We start from the raw sequence: 19,681 nt of genomic DNA, 5'->3' as shown, positions 1-19,681 counted from the left end.
TTATACTCCTAACATGTCTATTATATTTGACTTTATAACATCGGCTTTAGGACCGTATATCGCCTGAACTCCCCTATCTTTTAATATAAGTCCTATAGCTCCTGTCTTTTTCCAATCTTTTTCAGTTTTAACTAATAATCTATCTTTTACAGTTACTCTTAAACGAGTCATACATGCATCAACATCTTCTATATTATCAGCACCACCTAATAATTCTATTATTTCACCAGATAATACATCGCCTTCTATGCTAGAGTTTGCATTTGATGATTCGCTTGTACTTTCTTCTATATAATTACCTTTTCTTCCTGGAGTTGCTATATCAAATTTCTTTATTAAGAAATTAAAAGTCATAAAATCAAGTCCAAAAAATGCTATACAAGATAAAATAAAGTTTACTAAATCCATACCTAGACCTGCTTTTATTAACATTGGTGTACGAGTTAAAAATTCAATAAATCCAAAAGCATGAACTCTTAAGTTTATTAAGTCTGCAAGTGCAAATGCTAAGCCTGTAAGTATAGCATACGCTATGTATAAAACAGGAGATATAAACATAAACATAAATTCAATTGGCTCTGTAACACCTGTTAAAAAACATGCAAGCAATGCTGACATAAATATAGGTTTATATTTTTTTATCTTATCATTATCAACATTTTTGTACATTGCCATTGATACACCTGCAAGCGATGCAGTTGATAATATAACTTGTCCAGCTTTAAAACGAGCTGGTGTTATAGTACTTAACAATTCATTATAAGATGCTATATTTCCTGCACCTTTGAAGTTTATTAAATCAGCTATCCAAGCTAACCATAATGGATCTTGCCCTGCAACTACAGTCCCTGCTGCTGCACCTGTTGCTATTTGATACACACCACCAAGTTCAGTATAGTTCATAGGTACTGTTATCATATGGTGAAGTCCAAATGGTAATAACAATCTTTCAAGTGTTCCAAATACAAATGGTGCAAATACAGGTGCAGTATCTCTTGATGATGCTATCCACATACCAAATGAGTTTAGCGCACCTTGTATAAAAGGCCACACTATTGATAAAGCTATTGCAGCTACCACTGAACCTAATATAACAACAAAGGGTACGAAACGTTTTCCATTAAAGAATGCTAATGCTTGAGGTAACTTGTTATAATTATAATATTTATTATATAAAACAGCTCCTAAGAAACCAGATATTATACCTATAAAAACTCCCATATTAAGAGCTGGCAATCCTAATACCGAAATAAAATAATCTTTAACTAAAAGTTGTGCTCCTGTTAATGAAGTTACTACTGCATTTGGATCTCCTAATAGCTCACTACTTACTCCAAATATAGCTCCTGTTATACGATTTATTAATATAAATGCTACTAATGCTGCAAATGATCCACCTGCACGGTCCTTAGCCCATGATCCACCTATAGCTACTGCAAATAATATATGTAAATTTCCAATTATACCCCAACCAATATCCTCTACAACTCTTGCGATTGTCATTACAAGATGTGCATCTGATGACATTCCTATTAATTTCCCTATAGATACCATTAAACCTGCTGCTGGCATAACTGCTATAACTACTAACAATGCTTTCCCAAATTTTTGCCAAAAATCAAATGATATTAATTTTTTCTTTCCTAATTGTCTCCCCATAATGTCTTCCTCTTTTCATGTTATTTATATAATTTTATAAAGCCTACACTCCCATGGATTTAAGGTTATCTTAGTTGTATTTTGATGATTACTTATTTTATAATTACAAAGTAATAAATTATTATAAGTTAAATTTAATTTTTTATATTCGTAGTTTGATTTATCATCACTTAAATTACATATTATTAAAAACTTATCATTTTTTAAAATTCTTGTATATGCAAATATTTTCTCATCTGATTCTAATATCAACTTATAATCCCCATATATTAAACACTTATTTTCTTTTCTTATTTTTATCATTTGTTTATAAAAATTTAAAATAGAGTCTTTATCATCTAACTGATTTTCTACATTTATATTTATATAATTAGGATTTATCTTTATCCATGGATTAACTTTACTAAACCCAGCATTTAAATTTCCATCCCACTGCATCGGTGTACGTGTATTATCTCTTGATGACAATCCTACTATTTTTAAAGCATCTTTGCTATCTATTCCAGAATCAACTAATTCTTTATACTCATTTTTTGTTCTTATATCATCATAGTCATTTATGTTATCATACTTAACATCTGTCATTCCTATTTCTTGACCTTGATATATAAAAGGTGTTCCTTTGTGCATAAAGTACACTAATCCCAATGCTTTTGCACTTTCATTTAAATATTTTTTATCATTTCCCCAAGATGATACTATTCTTGTTACATCATGATTTTCTATATAAAGTGCATTCCATCCATTTTTTGCTAAATTAGTTTGCCATTTATTCCATACTTCTTTTAACTTAGGCACACTAAATGATTTTCCATTATCACAATTCCATAAATCTAAATGCTCAAATTGAAATAACATATCGAATTTCCCATTTTCTTCTCCAACCCATAAATCAGCTTCATCCGCTTTTACTCCATTAGCTTCTCCCACAGTCATTATGTCATATTTATCAAAAGTATTTTCTTTCATTTCTTTTAAATATTCATGTATTCCTTCAACATTCATATGCTTATCAAATGATGGTACATATTTCAAATCATCTGGATTTTCCATATTTAGTAATCCATCTTCCTTGTTTATATGACTTATAGCATCTACTCTAAATCCATCTATTCCTTTTTCTAGCCACCAATTCATCATATTATATATTTCATTTCTCATTGCTTCATTTTTCCAATTTAAATCTGGTTGTTTTTTACTAAATAAATGAAGGAAATATTGTTTAGTGTTTTCATCATATTCCCATGCAGAACCTTTGAATATACTTTCCCAGTTATTGGGCTCTTTGTTATCTTTACCATCTCTCCAAATATACCAATCTCTTTTTAGGCTATCTTTTGAAGATTTTGACTCTATAAACCAAGGGTGTTCATCACTTGTATGGTTTACTACTAAATCTATTATAAGTCTCATTTTCCTTTTATGGACTTCATTTAACAATGTATTAAAATCATCCATATTTCCAAAATCATTCATTATATCTTTATAATCACTTATATCATATCCATTGTCATCATTAGGAGATTTGTACATTGGGCATATCCATATTACATCAATACCTAAATTTTTCAAATAATCAAGCTTAGATATTATTCCTTTTAAGTCCCCAATTCCATCATTATTATTATCCATAAAACTACGTGGGTATATTTGATAAGCAACTGCTTCTTTCCACCATTTTTTTTTCATATTACCCTCCTTAAATATATGCAACCGTTTGCGCAATCATCAAAAAAATTTATGCCCTTTATGGCAACTTAAATTTATCTTAATATGAATATAACACTTGATGAAAATGTTTTCAACATTTTTTTATTTGTTTTTAGATTTTTTTAAATAAAAAAGTTACCTTTTATTCTAAGGTAACTTTTTTTATTTATATTAGTTTTTTCCAAAATGTCTTTGTAATAATCCTAAGAATGCCTTACCATGTCTTGCTTCATCTTTACACATTTCATGAACTGTATCATGTATAGCATCTAATCCTAATTCTTTAGCTCTTTTAGCTATTTTTAATTTTCCTTCAGTTGCTCCATATTCAGCTTCAACTCTTGCAGATAAATTAGCTTTAGTATCAGCTACAACTACTTCTCCTAATAATTCAGCAAACTTAGCAGCATGTTCTGCTTCTTCAAATGCTATTCTCTTGTAAGCTTCTGCAACTTCTGGATATCCTTCTCTATCTGCTTGACGGCTCATAGCTAAGTACATTCCAACTTCTGTACATTCTCCAGTAAAGTTAGCTCTTAATCCTTCTAATATATCCTCATCAACACCTTGAGCGCAACCTATTCTATGCTCATCAGCCCAAATCATATCTCCACTCATTTCATTAAACTTTTCAGCCCCTACCTTACACACTGGACAAACATCTGGTGCTACTTCTCCCTCATGTATATATCCACATACTGTACAAACAAATTTTTTCATAATTTTAATCCTCCTAATTTCTATTTTAATTTTTGATTATACTTTTATATATACCACCTGTTTTATATCCTAAACATAAATTTATAAATTTTGACTTTTATAGCCTCATCTAATATAATAATTAAAAGATTTATACAAATAGTAATAATACTTTTGTATAAATATAACTTATTTTAATAGGAGGATTATCTATGAAAGCTCATGAATTAGATTATAGACTACACGGTGACGATATGCAGTTTGTAGAAATAGAATTAGACCCAAAAGAAACTGTAATAGCTGAATCTGGTGCTCTAATGATGATGGATCAAAATATTTCAATGGAAACTATATTTGGTGACGGTTCAAAAAAAGGTGGTTCTGGCTTATTTGGAGCTTTAGGTGGTGCGGCTAAAAGAGTTTTAACTGGTGAGAGTCTTTTTATGACTGCTTTTACAAATGATGGCATAGAAAAAGAAACAGTATCTTTTGCATCTCCTTACCCTGGTAAAATTATACCGATTGACTTATCACAAGTTGAAGGTAAACTAGTTTGTCAAAAAGATGCATTTTTATGCGCTGCTAAAGGTGTTAGCGTTGGTATAGATTTTAAGAGAAAACTTGGAGCAGGCTTCTTTGGTGGTGAAGGATTTATTCTTCAAAAGCTTGAAGGTGATGGCTTATGTTTCATTCATGCAGGTGGTACTATTATAAAGAAAGAACTTAAACCTGGGCAAAAGTTAAAAGTTGATACTGGATGTTTAGTTGCAATGACTAAGGATGTTAAATATGATATTGAGTTTGTTGGTGGTGTTAAAAATACATTGTTCGGTGGAGAAGGATTCTTCTTTGCTACTTTAACAGGACCTGGTGATGTTTGGATTCAAAGTTTACCATTTTCTAGACTTGCTTCTAAAGTATTTGCCTCAGCTCCTCAACTTTCTGGAAGTCAAAAAGGTGAAGGCAGTGTATTAGGTTCTTTGGGTAATCTATTTGAAAATTAATTTTTTAAAAGTAGTCTTATTATCTATTAATTCTTTATTTTTTAACACAATGTTTAAATTGACTAAAAACTTTTAGTCAATTTAAACATTCACAGGAAAACATTTTTCTATTATTATTAAGTTAATAAGCAACTCTTATTAATTTAATAATTCACTTTAAAATAAAGGAGATAATAATCATGTCAGAGGTAATTTTAAAAAATATATGTAAATCATATTCAAATGGGTTTAATGCTGTAAAAGATGTAAATATAAATATTAAAGATAAAGAATTTGTAGTTTTAGTTGGACCATCTGGTTGTGGTAAATCTACTACTTTAAGAATGATAGCTGGACTTGAAGAAATAAGCTCAGGTGAACTATATATTGGTGATAAAGTTGTAAATGAAGTTGATCCTAAAGATAGAGATATAGCAATGGTTTTCCAAAACTATGCTCTATACCCTCATTTATCAGTATATGATAATATGGCATTTGCTCTTAAACTTAGAAAAATGCCTAAAGATGAAATAGATAAAAAAGTTAAAGAAGCTGCTAGAATTCTAGATTTAGAAAGTTTACTTAATAGAAAACCTAAAGCTTTATCAGGTGGACAAAGACAAAGGGTTGCGCTTGGACGTGCAATAGTTAGAAATCCTAAGGTATTCTTAATGGATGAGCCACTATCAAACTTAGATGCAAAACTTAGAACAGCAATGAGAACTGAAATAACTAAGCTACATAAATCTCTTGGTACTACATTCATATATGTAACTCATGACCAAGTTGAAGCTATGACTATGGCTGATAGGATAGTTGTTATGAAAGATGGTATAGTTCAGCAAATAGCTACACCACAAGAGGTATACGATATGCCAAACAACATGTTCGTTGCTGGATTTATAGGTGCTCCTCAAATGAACTTTATTGAAGCTACTTTAGTTGAAAAAAACAATGAAATCTATGCTAAGAGTGAAAACTTTGATATAACTTTAAATAAAGGTGAATGTGGAGCTTTAATTGATAATGGCTATGTAGGTAAAGAAGTTGTTTTAGGTATAAGACCTGAGGACATACACATAGAAGATGTTTTTGTTGACAATAGTTTAGATAGTTCTTTTGAAGCTACAGTTGAACTTGGCGAACTTATGGGAGCTGAAATCTATGCTTACTTAAAAGCTGGTAAGCAAAGTATAACTGCTCGATTTGATGGTAGATATAAAATGAACATAGGAGATACTTTAAAGCTTGCTATGGATAAACATAGAATACATGTATTTGATAAAGAAACTGAACAAGCTATAAGATAGCGATATCTTTTATATAAAATCAATATTATTTTTAAATTTTATATAAATACATATTAGTTAATGATATATTAAAGTAGGATGATTTAATCATCTTACTTTTTTTATTACATAATACTTTAGGGGTGGTTTTATGCAAGATTTAATAAATTTTTTTGAAATACAAACTAATAAAAAAATTAAAATTTTAGAATATAAAAATCAAGATTTAAAAAATAATCAAAACTTAGTAACTTTTGATTATAAAACATACATAATAGAAATAGATGATAAACTTTCATTTAATAATGTTAAAGGATATTACTATATAATGTATCAGCAAAATATAGAATTTGAAAATTTAAGAAAAATTTTGCATAATTTATATGAAGATGTTAATATTTTTGAATATAATAATTATTTAATATTAAATTCTAATAATAGCTTAGATATAAATTTATCTACACCACAAATCATAGAATCTGAAACATATACTACTACTTATGTTGCTTATTTAGGTAAAATAAACGACATCGACACTTTTAACTTTAGATTATCTATTTTAGATGAACTTTTATCTAGTTTAAAAACAGAAACTAATTTAAACAATTTTATAACATTACATGATTTATCGGTTTATAAAGCTATTGAACTAATTGGAAAAGAAAAATCATTTATTGATTTAATAGATTTTTCAAAAATAAAAAATATGGATGAAACTTTATTACATACAGGAATTAGCTTTATAGAAAATGACCTTAATATTTCTAAAACGTCTTCTCATTTATTTCTACATCGAAATACACTTATATATCGACTAGATAAAATAAAAGAAATTTTAGAACTTGATTTAAAGAATTTCAAACATTCTTTTATTTTTTATTTAAGTATTAAATCTTATCTTGCATCAAAATTATAAATCACAATTAATATCATTGTAATAAAATCAACAATTAAAAAACTCAGGAGGAATTTTAATGGGAATCATAAGTATTTTACTTACTTCATTTGCTCTTTCAATGGATGCTTTTGCAGTATCTGTTACAAAAGGAATCACACTAAAAAAAATAAATTATTCTATATCTGCTAAAATAGCTTTTTTCTTTGGATTGTTTCAAGGAATCATGCCTTTAATTGGTTGGCTACTTGGTATTAAATTTGAATCTTACATCAAATCCTTTGATCATTGGATAGCTCTTTTACTATTGAGCTTTATTGGTATTAAAATGATATTTGATGCTAAAGATGACGATGATAGTAATTCTTCTACTTTAGATAATAAAGAACTTATTGTCTTATCTATCGCAACTAGTATCGATGCTTTAGCTATTGGAGTTAGCTTTGCATTTTTAAATATAGACATAGTTCCTATATGTTTAGCTATTGGGTCTATTACATTTTTAATGTGCTTTATTGGCGTCCTAATTGGAAAAAAAATTGGAAATGTGTTTAAAAATTATGCTCAAATGATAGGTGGAGTTATCTTAATTTTAATAGGTTTAAACATATTTAATGAACATACGGGAATAATTTCTAACCTGTTTTAAAAAACTATTCCTATTTTAAACGATAAAATAAAGTTACAATTTTTTAACTTTACTATTTTATTAAAAACAAATATAATATACTTTAGTTCAAAATCTAACTTTTTGTTTCTTTTGTTCAATCACGGAGGTGGATAGACTTGAAAAATATATTCAAAATATACAAAAGAGATTTAGCTGATATCTTTACTAATAAAGTCTTATTAGTAATAATAGTCGGCCTTGCGTTTTTACCATCATTATATGCATGGTTTAATATTAAAGCATCATGGGATCCATATGGTAGTACCAAAAATATATCTGTTGCAGTAGTAAACAAAGATGACGGTGCTACTATTCAAGATGAGAAAGTAAATATAGGAGACGAAGTAGTAGAAAAACTTAAAGATAATAAAAATTTAGGTTGGAAGTTCGTTGACGAAAAAGAAGCGTTAAAAGGTGTTAACAAAGGTACATATTATGCAGCAATAGAAATTCCAAAGAATTTTTCTAAAAATTTAACTTCTTTAACATCAAATAATGTTAAAAAAGGAGAAATAATTTATACTGTAAATGAAAAAATAAATGCCATCGCTCCTAAAATCACAGATAAAGGTGCCTCTACTGTGCAAAGTGAAGTTAATCAAACAGTAGTTAAAACTGCAAGTGAGGTAGTCTTTGAAGTATTTAATGAGGTAGGAATAGAAATAGAAAATCAATTACCTAAATTAATAAGTTTAGAAAACGAATTAGTTCAGGTACAAAGTAAATTTAAAGATATAAATAAAACTGTAAATTTAGCATCTGATGCTACATATAAAGTTAATAATATTGTAAAAGATTTACAAAAAGATGTTCCTTTAATTCAAGATACTATAACTAGTTCTAAAAACTTAGCAAATGATGTTAAATCATTCCTACAAGATAGTAAGGGAAGTCTTGATAAAGTTTCTCCAATTATAAAAAGTGATTTACAAATTATATCAAATATTGCATCTAGTGCATCTTCAAGTGTTTCAGATTTAATAGATGCTATAAACAAAGGTGCTGAAAATATACCTGCATTAGTTGATAGCTTATCTAGTAAATTATCTACTTTATCAAATACTAGCAAAACTGTACTAGAATTTTTAAAGAAATTAGATCAATTTTCACCTAACCATCCACTTCAAGGACCTATAGCTCAATTAGAATCTATAGTTGGTAAACTTGATACTGCAATGGCTTCTTTAGATAACATTAAAAACCAAGTTGCCAATGGACAAAATCCTTCGATAGACGGTTTAAACAAAATATTACAAGTTACTAACGATGTAGCTAATACATCATCTTCAATATTAAATAATTTTGATTCTAAAATAGCTAATCCTATAAATAACATATTTAATGAAAGCTATAAAGTTGCAGATGAAGTTATAGGTGTATTAAATCAAGCTCAAAAGAAATTACCTGCTGTTGAAGATATTTTAGACACGACTTTAAAATTCTCTAAGAGCGCACAAGATAATATAAAATTCATAAAACAAAAATTACCATTAGCTGAATCTACTGTTAATGAATTAGTTGATGCTATGAAAAAAATTAACAACGGTGATAATATGGATGATTTAGTATCTTTACTTAAAAATGATGTAATTAAACATTCTGATTTCTTAAAGCAACCTGTTGATTTAGTTACTAACAAATTATATCCAATAGCAAATTACGGTTCTGCTATGACACCATTTTATACTGTTCTTTCTTTATGGGTTGGTGTGTTGTTACTTATGTCATTACTTTCTACTGAAGCTCATGGAGATTATAAACCGTTTGAGATATACTTTGGTAGAGGGCTTACTTTCGCAAGTATTGCCATAGTTCAAGCACTTATAGTTAGTGTTGGTGACATATTATTACTAGGTGTAGAAGTTACTGACCCTGTACTATTTGTTTTATTATCATTATTTACAAGTATAGTCTTTACTTCAATAGTTTACTCTTTAGTATCAATTTTTGGTAACATTGGTAAAGCAATTAGTGTTGTGTTCTTGGTAATACAAGTTGCAGCATCTGGAGGAACATTCCCTATAGAAGTTACTCCACAATTTTTCCAAAATGTAAATCCATTACTACCTTTCACTTACGCAATATCTGCACTTCGTGAAACTGTAGGTGGTATATATCAACCTAATTTAGTTAGAGATCTCTCTGTACTAGTTATTATTATGATTATACCTATTGCATTTACTTTACTGCTTAAAGGGCCAATAAATAAAGCTGGAGCCTCATTTAAAGCTAAATTTAACGAAAGTGACTTAACTGGTCATTAAAATTTAACAAACCAAAATAGACTATATAAAGTTAATTTTATATAGTCTATTTTTTATTATTTTTCCTTTGATAAATCATCTTCATAGTATTCGTACTTCTCATAAGGTTCTTCTTTATAAGCATTTTGGTCTATGTCCATGTCTTCCTTCTTGTCCTCTTGTGACTCATTTACATAGCTCTCTAAATCCTCTTTAGATACATGAGTGCAATTATCATAATTCATTCTTCTTGAATTAAATTCATTTACTTTTTCTTCTAATTCACTATTTTCATTGTTATCATAATTGTATATTTCGTACTCACTATCTTGGAAATAACTATCTTCTTCTAATTCTTTGTTTAATTTATGATTCTTAATTGCTTTATAAGAAAAATATGCTCCCGCTCCTGTTAATACTGCACCACCGTATATCAAGGCTTTTTTTCCATTATGTTTCACTTCTTTTTGAACTTTTTTCTTAACTAAATTTTTCATCATATCACTTTTCCTCCTCAACTTTCATATACTACAGTTATAGTATTTGTATTATTTCAATAAAAATTATACTATTTTGCAATTACATTTTTTGTCATTTAAATAGAAAGGAGGTAGTCTTCATGGATACAACATTATTTAACTTACTTTTAAGCTTAATCACTGTAGTTATTGCAATTGGTGGAGGTTACTTAATTAGTTTTTTAAAGCACAAAATAGGTAGCGAAAACCTAAGTAGCTATTACAAAATGGCTAAACAAGTTGTTATGGCAATTGAACAAGGAAATCCTCAATTAACAGGCGTTGATAAAAAAGATTTAGCTCTAAAAAAATTAGTACAACTTAGTAACAATAAGCTATCACAAGAACAAGCTGCTATATTAATAGAAGCTGCTATATATGATATAAAAAAACTTTTATCAAGTAATTAGATACTAAAAAAGCCTATGAAAATAATTATTTTCATAAGCTTTTTTTTATATTATGTTAAAAGGATTTAAATATACATCACTTTTAATAACTTCTAAACCTTCTATTTCATCTAAGAATCTCTTAATTACATCTTTAAATATATCTTCAGTATCAAAATGCCCGCAATCAATTACACACATTCCCATATCTAGCGCATCTTGTGCATCGTGGTATTTTACATCTCCTGTTACCAACACATCTGCACCTTTTCTTTGTGCTTTTTTTATCATATCGGCTCCAGACCCAGTCACTACAGCTACTTTATTTATTTTAGTGTCTATATCCCCTACCACTTTAATATGTTTCATATTTAGTTTCTCTTTTATATTGTTACATAATTCTTTTAAAACTACTTCCTCTTTCAGGTTACTTACTCTTCCTAGCCCAACTGAGCTTCCTTTATTTTCAAGTTTATATAAATCATATGCAACTTCTTCATAAGGATGGGCACTTAACATAGAGCTAATAACTGAGCCTAATTTTTTTTGATTTACTATTGTCTCTATTTTACTTTCCTCAACAGACTCTACTTCTCCAATCTTACCTATAAATGGATTAGTATCATCTAACGGCTTAAAGCTACCTATACCTTGGCTACTGAAGCTACAATGACTATAATTACCTATATGTCCTGCTCCACTCTTTAATAAGGCATTTTTTACAGATTCTATATGTGATGTAGGCACATATACTGCTAACTTATATAAAACCTCATTACTTGTTATATCTAATACTTTAGAATCTTCAAATTCCATCAACTCCATAAAATAGTCATTTAGACCACCAAATGCTATATCAAAATTAGTATGCATAGAGTAAAGAGATATATCATTTTTTATAAGTTTATGTATTAACTTTCCTTTTAGATCATTTGTATTTATTTTATTCATTTTTCTAAATATAAATGGATGATGAGTTATAATTAAATCTACTTTATTTTCTATAGCTTCATTTATGACTTTTTCATTAGCCTCCAAAACAACTAATATTTTTTTTATATCTAAATTAATATCTCCTACTAAAAGTCCAACATTATCCCATTCATAAGCTAAGCTTAGTGGATATTTACTTTCTATCTTTCTTATAATACTTTTTAAATTCATATTATTGTCCCCTTAATATTTATTATATTATAATTTTAATTTTTCAAGCTCATTTATTGCAAACTTGCTATCTTCTATCTTTTTAGCTATTCCTTCTCCACTTTTACCTTCAATTTTACTCAATATTGAGCTATACATAAATATTTTTTTATCTATAAATTCATTTAATAATACATCTTTATTTTCTATTAGTTTTTTTCCAACTTCATAAAATACTTCACTTTCAACTAAAGTATTTTCTCCAGTATATTTAGCTATTATTATCTCATATATTCTAAAATCTTCTTTAACTAACACTTCATCCATTATTTCATATCCATTGTTTAAAAGATACTTTCTAAGTTCACGTTGTGCCTGCATAGGTTGAAGTATTAATTTTTCTACACTATGAGCAACCTCAGTCTTCGCTTCTAATAATTCACTTATTAAAATTCCACCCATTCCTGCAATTATAACTTCATCAACCTCATTTTTTTCTAATACTTCAATTCCTGAACCTAATCTTAAATCTACTTTTTGCAATAAGTTATTATTTCTAACTTCACCTCTCGCATTTTCAAGTGGACCTTTGTTTACATCTGCAAGTATTGCAAAATCTATAAAACCTTTATTTAATAAATATACAGGTATATATCCATGGTCTGTTCCTATGTCTGCAACTCTCTTGTCTTTAGTAACTAGTGATGCTATTTTTAATAATCTATCTGTTAATTTCAAATGTCTCATCCTTTCTTAAATTCGAATTATTTATAATAATATTATATAAAATCCTAATACTATTATTAGGAGGTGTTTATATTGAGTAAAATAAAAAAACGTAAATCTGAATATGATCCTACCTATAACTGGGGTGGAAATACTGTTCTTTGGTCTAATCAAACTGACCAAAAAATAATTCAAGAAGCTGAAGATAAAAATGTCTCTAAATCAAAATCAGAGTTACAAAAAGAAATTGATTATGGAAAAAGAATTAATTATTGGCATTAATATATTAATTTCAACTCCACATATTAAAAATTCGCCTTTATCAAGGCGAATTTTTGAATATATATAAATCCTAATCTAAATAATCTCTAAGCTTTTTAGATCTACTTGGATGTCTTAATTTTCTTAAAGCCTTAGCTTCTATTTGTCTTATTCTTTCTCTAGTTACATCAAACTCTTTACCTACTTCTTCAAGAGTTCTAGCTCTTCCATCTTCAAGACCAAATCTTAGTTTAAGTACCTTTTGTTCTCTTTCATTTAAAGAACCAAGTACATCTTCTATCTGCTCTTTTAATAATGAATATGCTGCTGCTTCTGCTGGAGCTGGAGCATCGTCATCTGGAATAAAATCACCTAAATGACTATCTTCTTCTTCTCCTATTGGAGTTTCTAAGGATACTGGATCTTGAGCAATTTTCATAATTTCTCTTACTTTGTCTTCAGTCATTTCCATCTCTTTAGCTATTTCTTCAGGTTTTGGATCTCTACCTAACTCTTGAAGTAATTGTCTTGATACTCTTATTAATTTGTTTATAGTTTCAACCATATGAACTGGTATTCTTATTGTTCTTGCTTGATCCGCTATTGCACGAGTTATAGCTTGTCTAATCCACCATGTAGCATAAGTACTGAATTTAAATCCTTTTTCATAATCAAACTTTTCAACAGCTTTTATCAGACCTAAGTTTCCTTCTTGTATTAAATCTAAGAAAAGCATACCTCTTCCCACATATCTCTTTGCTATACTTACAACTAATCTTAAGTTAGCTTCTACAAGTCTTTGCTTAGCCATTTCGTCGCCTTCGTTCATTCTTCTAGCTAACTCTACTTCTTCATGTGGCTTAAGTAATGGTATTTTACCTATTTCTTTTAAGTACATTCTAACTGGATCATCTATACTTATACCTTTTGGTAATGATAAATCTATAGCTTCTAATTCCATAGGGGCATCTTCTTTAGATGTTTCCTCTTCTGCACCCTCTTCTAGAGAATCAATATCTAAATCATCATCTGCTGAAAAGTCTATCTCTACCTTTTCAGTTTTAGTTTCAGTTACTTCTATGCCTAAGTTTCCTAGTGTTTCATAAAGATTCTCTATTTGATCTTTATCTAATTCCGTTTCAGAAAAAGCTTCCATTATTTCTGCAAGAGTAAGAGATCCTTGTTTTTTACCTTTTTCAATTAAGCTCTTTGCCGTTACTCTTTTTAATTCTTTTTTAGTAGTTTTATTTTCCATACTCAGACCTCCCTTCACTATAACCTTTGTAACATTCTTCTTATTTCCACGATTTTTAAAGCAATTTCCATAATCTTACCATCTACCTCTTTCGCATAACTAATATTTTTGTTATTTTCAATAGTTTTTTGTTCTTCTAATAATCTATTCATTTTTTCATGAAGTGTATTTTTTTTCACATTTTTTACTATCTCATCTATACTTTTGACATTTTGTAAGTTCATGCTTTCTAAAGATATACTTTCTAAATCTCTTAAGTATTCTTCGCCTATGTTTAAACTTTTAGTTTTGTCAATAGTTATTTTGTCCAATTCTTGATTTTTAATTATCCAATTTAAAATTTCTTTACTATCTTTTAATAAAAAGTCATTTTCATCAACCTTAAGTAAGGCTATATCTCTAAGATTTTTATTTTCTAAAATTATTTTTATAAGATTTTTTTCAACAAATTTTTCTCCATTAATTATAGTCTTTGGCTTTTCAATTGTTTTATCTTCTTTTTTATTTGAGTATTTTTCGAATTTGTTATATTTTTTATTTTGTAATTTATCATATTGCTTTCCATATACTTCTCTTTTTATTGACTCAACACTTATATCAATTTGATTTGACAAGTATTTAGTATAATAATCAATTTCTACAGCGCTTTTTAATTCTTTAATTATTTTAGATGCTTCTTTTGCAAATTTCATTCTATCTTCATCTTTTTGTATATTAAAGTTTTGCTTAAGATTATCAATTTTATATTTTATTTGATGAATCGAAGTATCCATAGCTTTTTTATACTCATTTAGACCGTATTTTCTAATAAATTCGTCTGGATCTTTGCTATCTCTTAAATCTAATATTTTAACACTAATATCTAGCTTGTTAAGTATTTCTATAGCTCTTAGCGTTGCTTTTATTCCAGCAGCATCTGAATCATATGATATAATAGCAGTGTCTGCATATCGTTTAATTAACATTCCCTGTTGTTCTGTCAATGCTGTTCCTAAAGTAGCTACTACATTTTTTATTCCATACTGGTAAAGAGATATTAAATCCATATAGCCTTCTACTAAAACTATAGTTTTAGTATTTATTTCTTTTCTTGCAAAATTTAATCCATATAAATTTTGTCTTTTATTGAAAATTAAAGTATCCGGAGAATTTAAATATTTTGGTAGAGAATCATCTAATACTCTTCCACCAAATCCAATTACATTCCCTCTATAATCAAATATAGGAAACATTACTCTATTTCTAAATTTATCATAGGCTTTATTTCCTTCTTCTTTATGTGTTATTAAGCCACACGCTACAAGTTCTTCTTTCGTATGTCCCTTTGATATTAAATAATCCATAAGTGAATTCCAAGATGCTAATGAGTATCCTAGTCCAAATTTTTTTATGATTTTATCATCTAGTCCTCTTTTTCTAAAATATTCATAACCATAGTTTTTTCCACTTATTAGATTTGAAAAGTAAAATCTAGCTGCTTCTATATGTATATCTTGAAATCTTTTTATTTTCTCAATTCTAATTTTAGATTCCTCATCCATATTAGTATTGATTTCTATACCATATTGTTTTGCTAATAATTTTACCGCATCCATAAAATCTAAATTTTCCATTTTCATAACAAAATTAATTACGTCTCCACCTTCTCCACATCCAAAACATTTATATATCTGTTTTGAAGTATTTATGTAAAATGATGGTGTTTTTTCGCCATGAAAAGGACATAATCCTTTATAATTTGCCCCCGATTGTTTGACCTCTATGTATTGGGAGATTGTACTAACTATGTCACATCTACTTTTCAGTTCATCTATTATTTCTTTGATATCATTCATATTATCACCTTCTGGTGTAATTTTTTTCTAACATTTCTATTTTACATTATATTAGAAATTTGTCAAATGTTCATTATACATAATTCGACTTTTTTTGTTAATATCCTTCTTAAATTTTAATTTTTTTATTTTTTCCTTTTATAAATGTTTTTATAATTTAATATTAATTATTCACATAATTTTCAGTAATTAATACCTATTTGCATATAAAATTTTTTATTTAGCTTTTATTTACAAGATAAAAATAAAAATAATTCGTTTTTTTATATTGATTTAATCATATATAATTTTGCCTATTTTTTTTATAATTAACCTTATTTATTTATTTTTATTTTTTTTAACATAAAAAAAGAGGTAATAAACCTCTTTTTTCTTTATTTTATAGAATTCATTAAGTCTTCAAATTCATCAAAGTGTAGTGATTGCATTCCATCTGACAATGCATTAACAGGGTCTGGATGAACTTCTACCATTATACCGTCCGCTCCAGCTGCAAGAGATGCTATAGACATAGGCTTTACTAAATATCTAACTCCTGTTGCATGAGATGGGTCTACAATGATTGGAAGACCTGTTTCTTTTTGAATTATAGGTACTGCAGCTAAATCTAATGTGTTTCTTGTATAATCATTATATGTTCTTATACCTCTTTCACACATTATAATCTTTTGATTCCCACCTACAGCAATATACTCAGCTGCTCCTATCCACTCGCTTATGCTAGCAGATATACCTCTTTTTAACATAACAGGCTTATTTTGTTTACCTACTTCTGTTAATAAAGTGAAGTTTTGCATATTTCTTGATCCAATTTGAATTATATCTGATACTTCACATAGCTTGTCTAATTCTCTAGCATCCATAAGCTCTGTTATTACAGGTAAACCAGTTTCTTTCTTAACTGCCTTTAATATCTCTAGACCCTCTTCTTTTAATCCTTGAAAAGAGTTAGGAGACGTTCTAGGCTTATATGCTCCACCTCTTAATATATTAGCGCCTTTACTCTTTACAAACTTAGCTGTTTCTAAAAGTTGTTCATAACTTTCAATAGCACATGGTCCTGCCATTATAAGTTTATCTTCTTTTACTATTATCTTTTTTTCATCACATATATTTATTTCAAACTTTAAATCTTCATTAAATAGGTTCTTTTTCATGGCCTACAAACTCCTTTACTTGTTCTCTTTCCTCACAAGTTAGTGAATTTAAATAATTATCTATAGTTGCATTTTTTATTTTCAACTTACTATTTAAGTCCATAAGAGGTATAAGCACAAAAGCTCTCTCACTTATCCTTGGGTGAGGTATTGATAAATTTTCATCGTCTAATATTATATCATTAAAAAATAATATATCAACATCTATAGTCCTAGGTCCCCATCTTATTATTCTTTCTCTATTTAACTTTTTTTCAACTTCTTGGCATACTTCTAATAACTCATATGTATCTACTTTGGTTTCGATTTCTATGCACATATTTAAAAAGTCAGCTTGGTCTGTATACCCCCATGCTTTAGTCTCATATATTTTTGATTTTTTAGTTATATTTATGTACTCATTTTTATTTAAAATTTCACAAGCGCCTTGAAGATATTCTAATCTATCTCCCATGTTCGTTCCAAGACCTAAATAAACTCTATTCATCTTTAGCTCTCCTTATTTCTACACCAAAGTAATCATAAATTCCATTTACAGGTGCTTCTGGTTTTTTTATTCTAACCATGATACCTTTAACTAAATCAAATTTTTCTAATATATCATTAGCTATATTTTCAGCTAATGCTTCTAACAAATTAAATCTTTTATTTTGAACGATATCCCTTACTACCTCATAAGCATCTGCATAACTAACTGATTTAGTCATATCATCAGTTAATCCAGCTTCTTTAGTATCAACATGTAGTTCTATATCTAAAAAGAATTTTTGACCTAGAACACTTTCTTCTTTTAAAAGGCCATGAAATCCGTAAAATCCAAGATTACTCATTAATATTTTATCCATAATTTACCTCTATCTTCTGTATATAGCATCAGCCATCTTAGATGCTCTTATATTTTCTTTTATATCGTGTACTCTAACAAAGTCCACTCCATCCCTTATTCCAAGAACTGTGGTAGCTATAGTTCCTTCTACTCTTTCTTTAGGCTCTACATTTAACACATTTCCTATTACAGATTTTCTAGATGTTCCAAGAAGAATTGGGTATCCTAATGTTTTTAGTTCTCCTAATCTTTTTAATACTTCTAAATTTTGTTCAAATGTTTTTCCAAAACCGATACCTGGATCTAATATTATTTTTTCTTTTTTTATACCTGCTTTTAATCCTATTTCTATACTTTCTATTAAAAAGTCTTTCATGCTTTCTATTATATCTTTTTCGTAATGTGTACCTTCTTGATTGTGCATTATACAAACATATGCATCGTGGGTAGCTATAACACTTGCCATGTTACTATCTTTTCTAAGTCCCCATACATCATTTATCATATCTACACCTAATTCTAAAGATGCTTTTGCAACTTCTGCTTTATATGTATCTACTGATATGGGTACATCTATTTGTTCTTTAAGTTTTTTTATAACTGGCGTAACTCTTCTTAGTTCTTCGTTTGCATCCACATAATTATGTCCTGGTCTAGTCGATTCTCCACCTAGGTCTATTATGTCTGCACCTTCTTTTACCATTTCCTTAGCATGATTAACTGCTACATCTATATTATTAAAATCTCCGCCATCAGAAAAACTATCTGGAGTAACATTTAATATTCCCATTATATAAGTTTTTTTTCCATAATCAAACATATTATCAATTTCTCCTAGTTTATTATTTCATTGCTATTAAACTCATAGCTTCAGCTCTAGCTGCTATATCTTTTTCAAATACACCTCTAACTGCTGATGTCATAGTTTTTGACCCTGGCTTTTTAACGCCTCTCATAGTCATACACATATGCTCTGCTTCAACAACAACTATAACTCCGTATGGTTCTAATTCTTTCATTATTATATCTGCAATACCTTTAGTTATTCTTTCTTGTAGTTGTGGTCTTTTAGCAAAAGTTTCTACTACTCTAGCTAATTTAGAAAGACCTGTTAATTTTCCACCTTTAGGTATATACGCAATGTGCGCCTTCCCAAAGAATGGAACTAGATGATGCTCACAACAAGAATAAAAAGGTATATCTTTAACTAATACTAATTCTTCATGACTTTCCTCTTGGAAAATAACTTTTAAGTGATCACTTGGTTCTTGATGTAGCCCTGCAAATATTTCTTCATACATTCTAGCTACTCTATCTGGAGTATCTAATAACCCTTCTCTATCTGGATCTTCTCCTATTGCTTCTAATATGTCTCTTACTGCATTTTTTATTTTGTCTTTGTCTACCTTGCTCATTGGTTTAG

The 19,681-nt window shown here is 28.5% G+C and carries 20 protein-coding genes; 7 read left to right on the top strand and 13 right to left on the bottom strand.

Annotated elements, in window-relative coordinates; genetic code table 11:
- From QOZ84_RS07650 to QOZ84_RS07640, 3 genes are all read right to left on the bottom strand, one after another.
- Positions 1–1,659: a PTS transporter subunit IIBC gene (locus tag QOZ84_RS07650; RefSeq protein ID WP_284132362.1), complete on the bottom strand. Its 1,659-nt coding sequence runs from the start codon at positions 1,657–1,659 to the stop codon at positions 1–3.
- Positions 1,660–1,683: 24 nt separating this feature from the next.
- Entirely contained in the window at positions 1,684–3,348 is a 1,665-nt protein-coding gene (locus QOZ84_RS07645; protein ID WP_284132361.1) for a glycoside hydrolase family 13 protein, read from the bottom strand.
- A 192-nt stretch (positions 3,349–3,540) separates the two neighbouring features.
- Positions 3,541–4,089, bottom strand: a complete 549-nt coding sequence (locus QOZ84_RS07640; protein ID WP_284132360.1) for an NADH peroxidase — start codon at positions 4,087–4,089, stop codon at positions 3,541–3,543.
- Positions 4,090–4,280: 191 nt separating this feature from the next.
- Between QOZ84_RS07640 and QOZ84_RS07635 the strand changes: the two genes are divergently transcribed.
- The 5 genes from QOZ84_RS07635 (at position 4,281) to QOZ84_RS07615 (ending at position 10,169) form a co-directional block, all read left to right on the top strand.
- A complete protein-coding gene (locus tag QOZ84_RS07635) occupies positions 4,281–5,072 on the top strand; it encodes a TIGR00266 family protein (RefSeq protein ID WP_284132359.1) in 792 nt (263 codons plus the stop codon).
- Between the two features lie 179 nt (positions 5,073–5,251).
- Entirely contained in the window at positions 5,252–6,361 is a 1,110-nt protein-coding gene (locus QOZ84_RS07630; RefSeq protein WP_284132358.1) for an ABC transporter ATP-binding protein, read from the top strand.
- A 130-nt stretch (positions 6,362–6,491) separates the two neighbouring features.
- Positions 6,492–7,256 carry a PucR family transcriptional regulator gene (locus QOZ84_RS07625; protein WP_284132357.1) on the top strand — a complete coding sequence of 255 codons (765 nt, stop codon included), beginning with the start codon at positions 6,492–6,494 and terminating at the stop codon, positions 7,254–7,256.
- A gap of 58 nt (positions 7,257–7,314) precedes the next feature.
- Positions 7,315–7,884: a manganese efflux pump MntP gene (locus tag QOZ84_RS07620; RefSeq protein WP_284132356.1), complete on the top strand. Its 570-nt coding sequence runs from the start codon at positions 7,315–7,317 to the stop codon at positions 7,882–7,884.
- A 137-nt stretch (positions 7,885–8,021) separates the two neighbouring features.
- Positions 8,022–10,169, top strand: a complete 2,148-nt coding sequence (locus QOZ84_RS07615) for a YhgE/Pip domain-containing protein (RefSeq protein ID WP_284132355.1) — start codon at positions 8,022–8,024, stop codon at positions 10,167–10,169.
- Positions 10,170–10,225: 56 nt separating this feature from the next.
- Here QOZ84_RS07615 and QOZ84_RS07610 read toward each other — a convergent pair whose 3' ends face one another.
- Positions 10,226–10,648 (bottom strand): hypothetical protein, encoded by a 423-nt coding sequence (locus tag QOZ84_RS07610; protein ID WP_284132354.1) that lies wholly within the window; start codon positions 10,646–10,648, stop codon positions 10,226–10,228.
- Between the two features lie 119 nt (positions 10,649–10,767).
- Between QOZ84_RS07610 and QOZ84_RS07605 the strand changes: the two genes are divergently transcribed.
- A complete protein-coding gene (locus QOZ84_RS07605; RefSeq protein WP_284132353.1) occupies positions 10,768–11,076 on the top strand; it encodes a phage holin, LLH family in 309 nt (102 codons plus the stop codon).
- Between the two features lie 45 nt (positions 11,077–11,121).
- On the opposite strand, the gene QOZ84_RS07600 is transcribed toward QOZ84_RS07605, so the two are convergent.
- A complete protein-coding gene (locus QOZ84_RS07600; RefSeq protein WP_284132352.1) occupies positions 11,122–12,219 on the bottom strand; it encodes a Nif3-like dinuclear metal center hexameric protein in 1,098 nt (365 codons plus the stop codon).
- Positions 12,220–12,246: 27 nt separating this feature from the next.
- A complete protein-coding gene (locus QOZ84_RS07595) occupies positions 12,247–12,936 on the bottom strand; it encodes a tRNA (adenine(22)-N(1))-methyltransferase (RefSeq protein WP_284132351.1) in 690 nt (229 codons plus the stop codon).
- An 81-nt stretch (positions 12,937–13,017) separates the two neighbouring features.
- Between QOZ84_RS07595 and QOZ84_RS07590 the strand changes: the two genes are divergently transcribed.
- Positions 13,018–13,206: a hypothetical protein gene (locus tag QOZ84_RS07590; protein WP_284132350.1), complete on the top strand. Its 189-nt coding sequence runs from the start codon at positions 13,018–13,020 to the stop codon at positions 13,204–13,206.
- Between the two features lie 70 nt (positions 13,207–13,276).
- Here QOZ84_RS07590 and rpoD read toward each other — a convergent pair whose 3' ends face one another.
- The 7 genes from rpoD to folE form a co-directional block, all read right to left on the bottom strand.
- The gene (gene rpoD, locus QOZ84_RS07585) at positions 13,277–14,440 is read right to left on the bottom strand and encodes an RNA polymerase sigma factor RpoD (RefSeq protein ID WP_284132349.1); all 1,164 of its coding nucleotides are present in this window, start codon (positions 14,438–14,440) and stop codon (positions 13,277–13,279) included.
- A 17-nt stretch (positions 14,441–14,457) separates the two neighbouring features.
- Positions 14,458–16,275 (bottom strand): DNA primase, encoded by a 1,818-nt coding sequence (gene dnaG, locus QOZ84_RS07580; RefSeq protein WP_284132348.1) that lies wholly within the window; start codon positions 16,273–16,275, stop codon positions 14,458–14,460.
- A 374-nt stretch (positions 16,276–16,649) separates the two neighbouring features.
- On the bottom strand, positions 16,650–17,432 hold the full coding sequence (gene aroF / locus QOZ84_RS07575; protein WP_284132347.1) for a 3-deoxy-7-phosphoheptulonate synthase: 783 nt from the start codon (positions 17,430–17,432) through the stop codon (positions 16,650–16,652).
- Complete coding sequence (gene folK, locus QOZ84_RS07570) at positions 17,413–17,919, bottom strand: 2-amino-4-hydroxy-6-hydroxymethyldihydropteridine diphosphokinase (RefSeq protein ID WP_284132346.1); 507 nt, start codon at positions 17,917–17,919, stop codon at positions 17,413–17,415. The genes aroF and folK overlap by 20 nt, the downstream gene beginning before the upstream one ends.
- Complete coding sequence (gene folB / locus QOZ84_RS07565) at positions 17,912–18,277, bottom strand: dihydroneopterin aldolase (protein ID WP_284132345.1); 366 nt, start codon at positions 18,275–18,277, stop codon at positions 17,912–17,914. The genes folK and folB overlap by 8 nt, the downstream gene beginning before the upstream one ends.
- A gap of 9 nt (positions 18,278–18,286) precedes the next feature.
- Complete coding sequence (gene folP, locus QOZ84_RS07560) at positions 18,287–19,078, bottom strand: dihydropteroate synthase (protein ID WP_284132344.1); 792 nt, start codon at positions 19,076–19,078, stop codon at positions 18,287–18,289.
- 22 nt (positions 19,079–19,100) lie between these two features.
- Positions 19,101–19,673: a GTP cyclohydrolase I FolE gene (gene folE, locus QOZ84_RS07555; RefSeq protein WP_026900640.1), complete on the bottom strand. Its 573-nt coding sequence runs from the start codon at positions 19,671–19,673 to the stop codon at positions 19,101–19,103.
- Between the last annotated feature and the right edge of the window lie 8 nt (positions 19,674–19,681).

The organism is Romboutsia sedimentorum (assembly GCF_030131845.1).
GTDB classification, from domain to species: Bacteria; Bacillota; Clostridia; order Peptostreptococcales; family Peptostreptococcaceae; genus Romboutsia_D; species Romboutsia_D sedimentorum.
The sequence above is the reverse complement of the archived record's forward strand: the minus strand, read 5'-3'. Positions and strand labels throughout refer to the sequence as shown.

What these genes read in the sequence shown, in the direction of transcription:
- QOZ84_RS07650 (WP_284132362.1), bottom strand. Translation starts at nt 1,659, where the DNA reads ATGGGGAGACAATTAGGAAAGAAAAAATTAATATCATTTGATTTTTGG.
- QOZ84_RS07645 (WP_284132361.1), bottom strand. Translation starts at nt 3,348, where the DNA reads ATGAAAAAAAAATGGTGGAAAGAAGCAGTTGCTTATCAAATATACCCA.
- QOZ84_RS07640 (WP_284132360.1), bottom strand. Translation starts at nt 4,089, where the DNA reads ATGAAAAAATTTGTTTGTACAGTATGTGGATATATACATGAGGGAGAA.
- QOZ84_RS07635 (WP_284132359.1), top strand. Translation starts at nt 4,281, where the DNA reads ATGAAAGCTCATGAATTAGATTATAGACTACACGGTGACGATATGCAG.
- QOZ84_RS07630 (WP_284132358.1), top strand. Translation starts at nt 5,252, where the DNA reads ATGTCAGAGGTAATTTTAAAAAATATATGTAAATCATATTCAAATGGG.
- QOZ84_RS07625 (WP_284132357.1), top strand. Translation starts at nt 6,492, where the DNA reads ATGCAAGATTTAATAAATTTTTTTGAAATACAAACTAATAAAAAAATT.
- QOZ84_RS07620 (WP_284132356.1), top strand. Translation starts at nt 7,315, where the DNA reads ATGGGAATCATAAGTATTTTACTTACTTCATTTGCTCTTTCAATGGAT.
- QOZ84_RS07610 (WP_284132354.1), bottom strand. Translation starts at nt 10,648, where the DNA reads ATGATGAAAAATTTAGTTAAGAAAAAAGTTCAAAAAGAAGTGAAACAT.
- QOZ84_RS07605 (WP_284132353.1), top strand. Translation starts at nt 10,768, where the DNA reads ATGGATACAACATTATTTAACTTACTTTTAAGCTTAATCACTGTAGTT.
- QOZ84_RS07600 (WP_284132352.1), bottom strand. Translation starts at nt 12,219, where the DNA reads ATGAATTTAAAAAGTATTATAAGAAAGATAGAAAGTAAATATCCACTA.
- rpoD (WP_284132349.1), bottom strand. Translation starts at nt 14,440, where the DNA reads ATGGAAAATAAAACTACTAAAAAAGAATTAAAAAGAGTAACGGCAAAG.
- dnaG (WP_284132348.1), bottom strand. Translation starts at nt 16,275, where the DNA reads ATGAATGATATCAAAGAAATAATAGATGAACTGAAAAGTAGATGTGAC.
- aroF (WP_284132347.1), bottom strand. Translation starts at nt 17,432, where the DNA reads ATGAAAAAGAACCTATTTAATGAAGATTTAAAGTTTGAAATAAATATA.
- folK (WP_284132346.1), bottom strand. Translation starts at nt 17,919, where the DNA reads ATGAATAGAGTTTATTTAGGTCTTGGAACGAACATGGGAGATAGATTA.
- folB (WP_284132345.1), bottom strand. Translation starts at nt 18,277, where the DNA reads ATGGATAAAATATTAATGAGTAATCTTGGATTTTACGGATTTCATGGC.
- folP (WP_284132344.1), bottom strand. Translation starts at nt 19,078, where the DNA reads ATGTTTGATTATGGAAAAAAAACTTATATAATGGGAATATTAAATGTT.
- folE (WP_026900640.1), bottom strand. Translation starts at nt 19,673, where the DNA reads ATGAGCAAGGTAGACAAAGACAAAATAAAAAATGCAGTAAGAGACATA.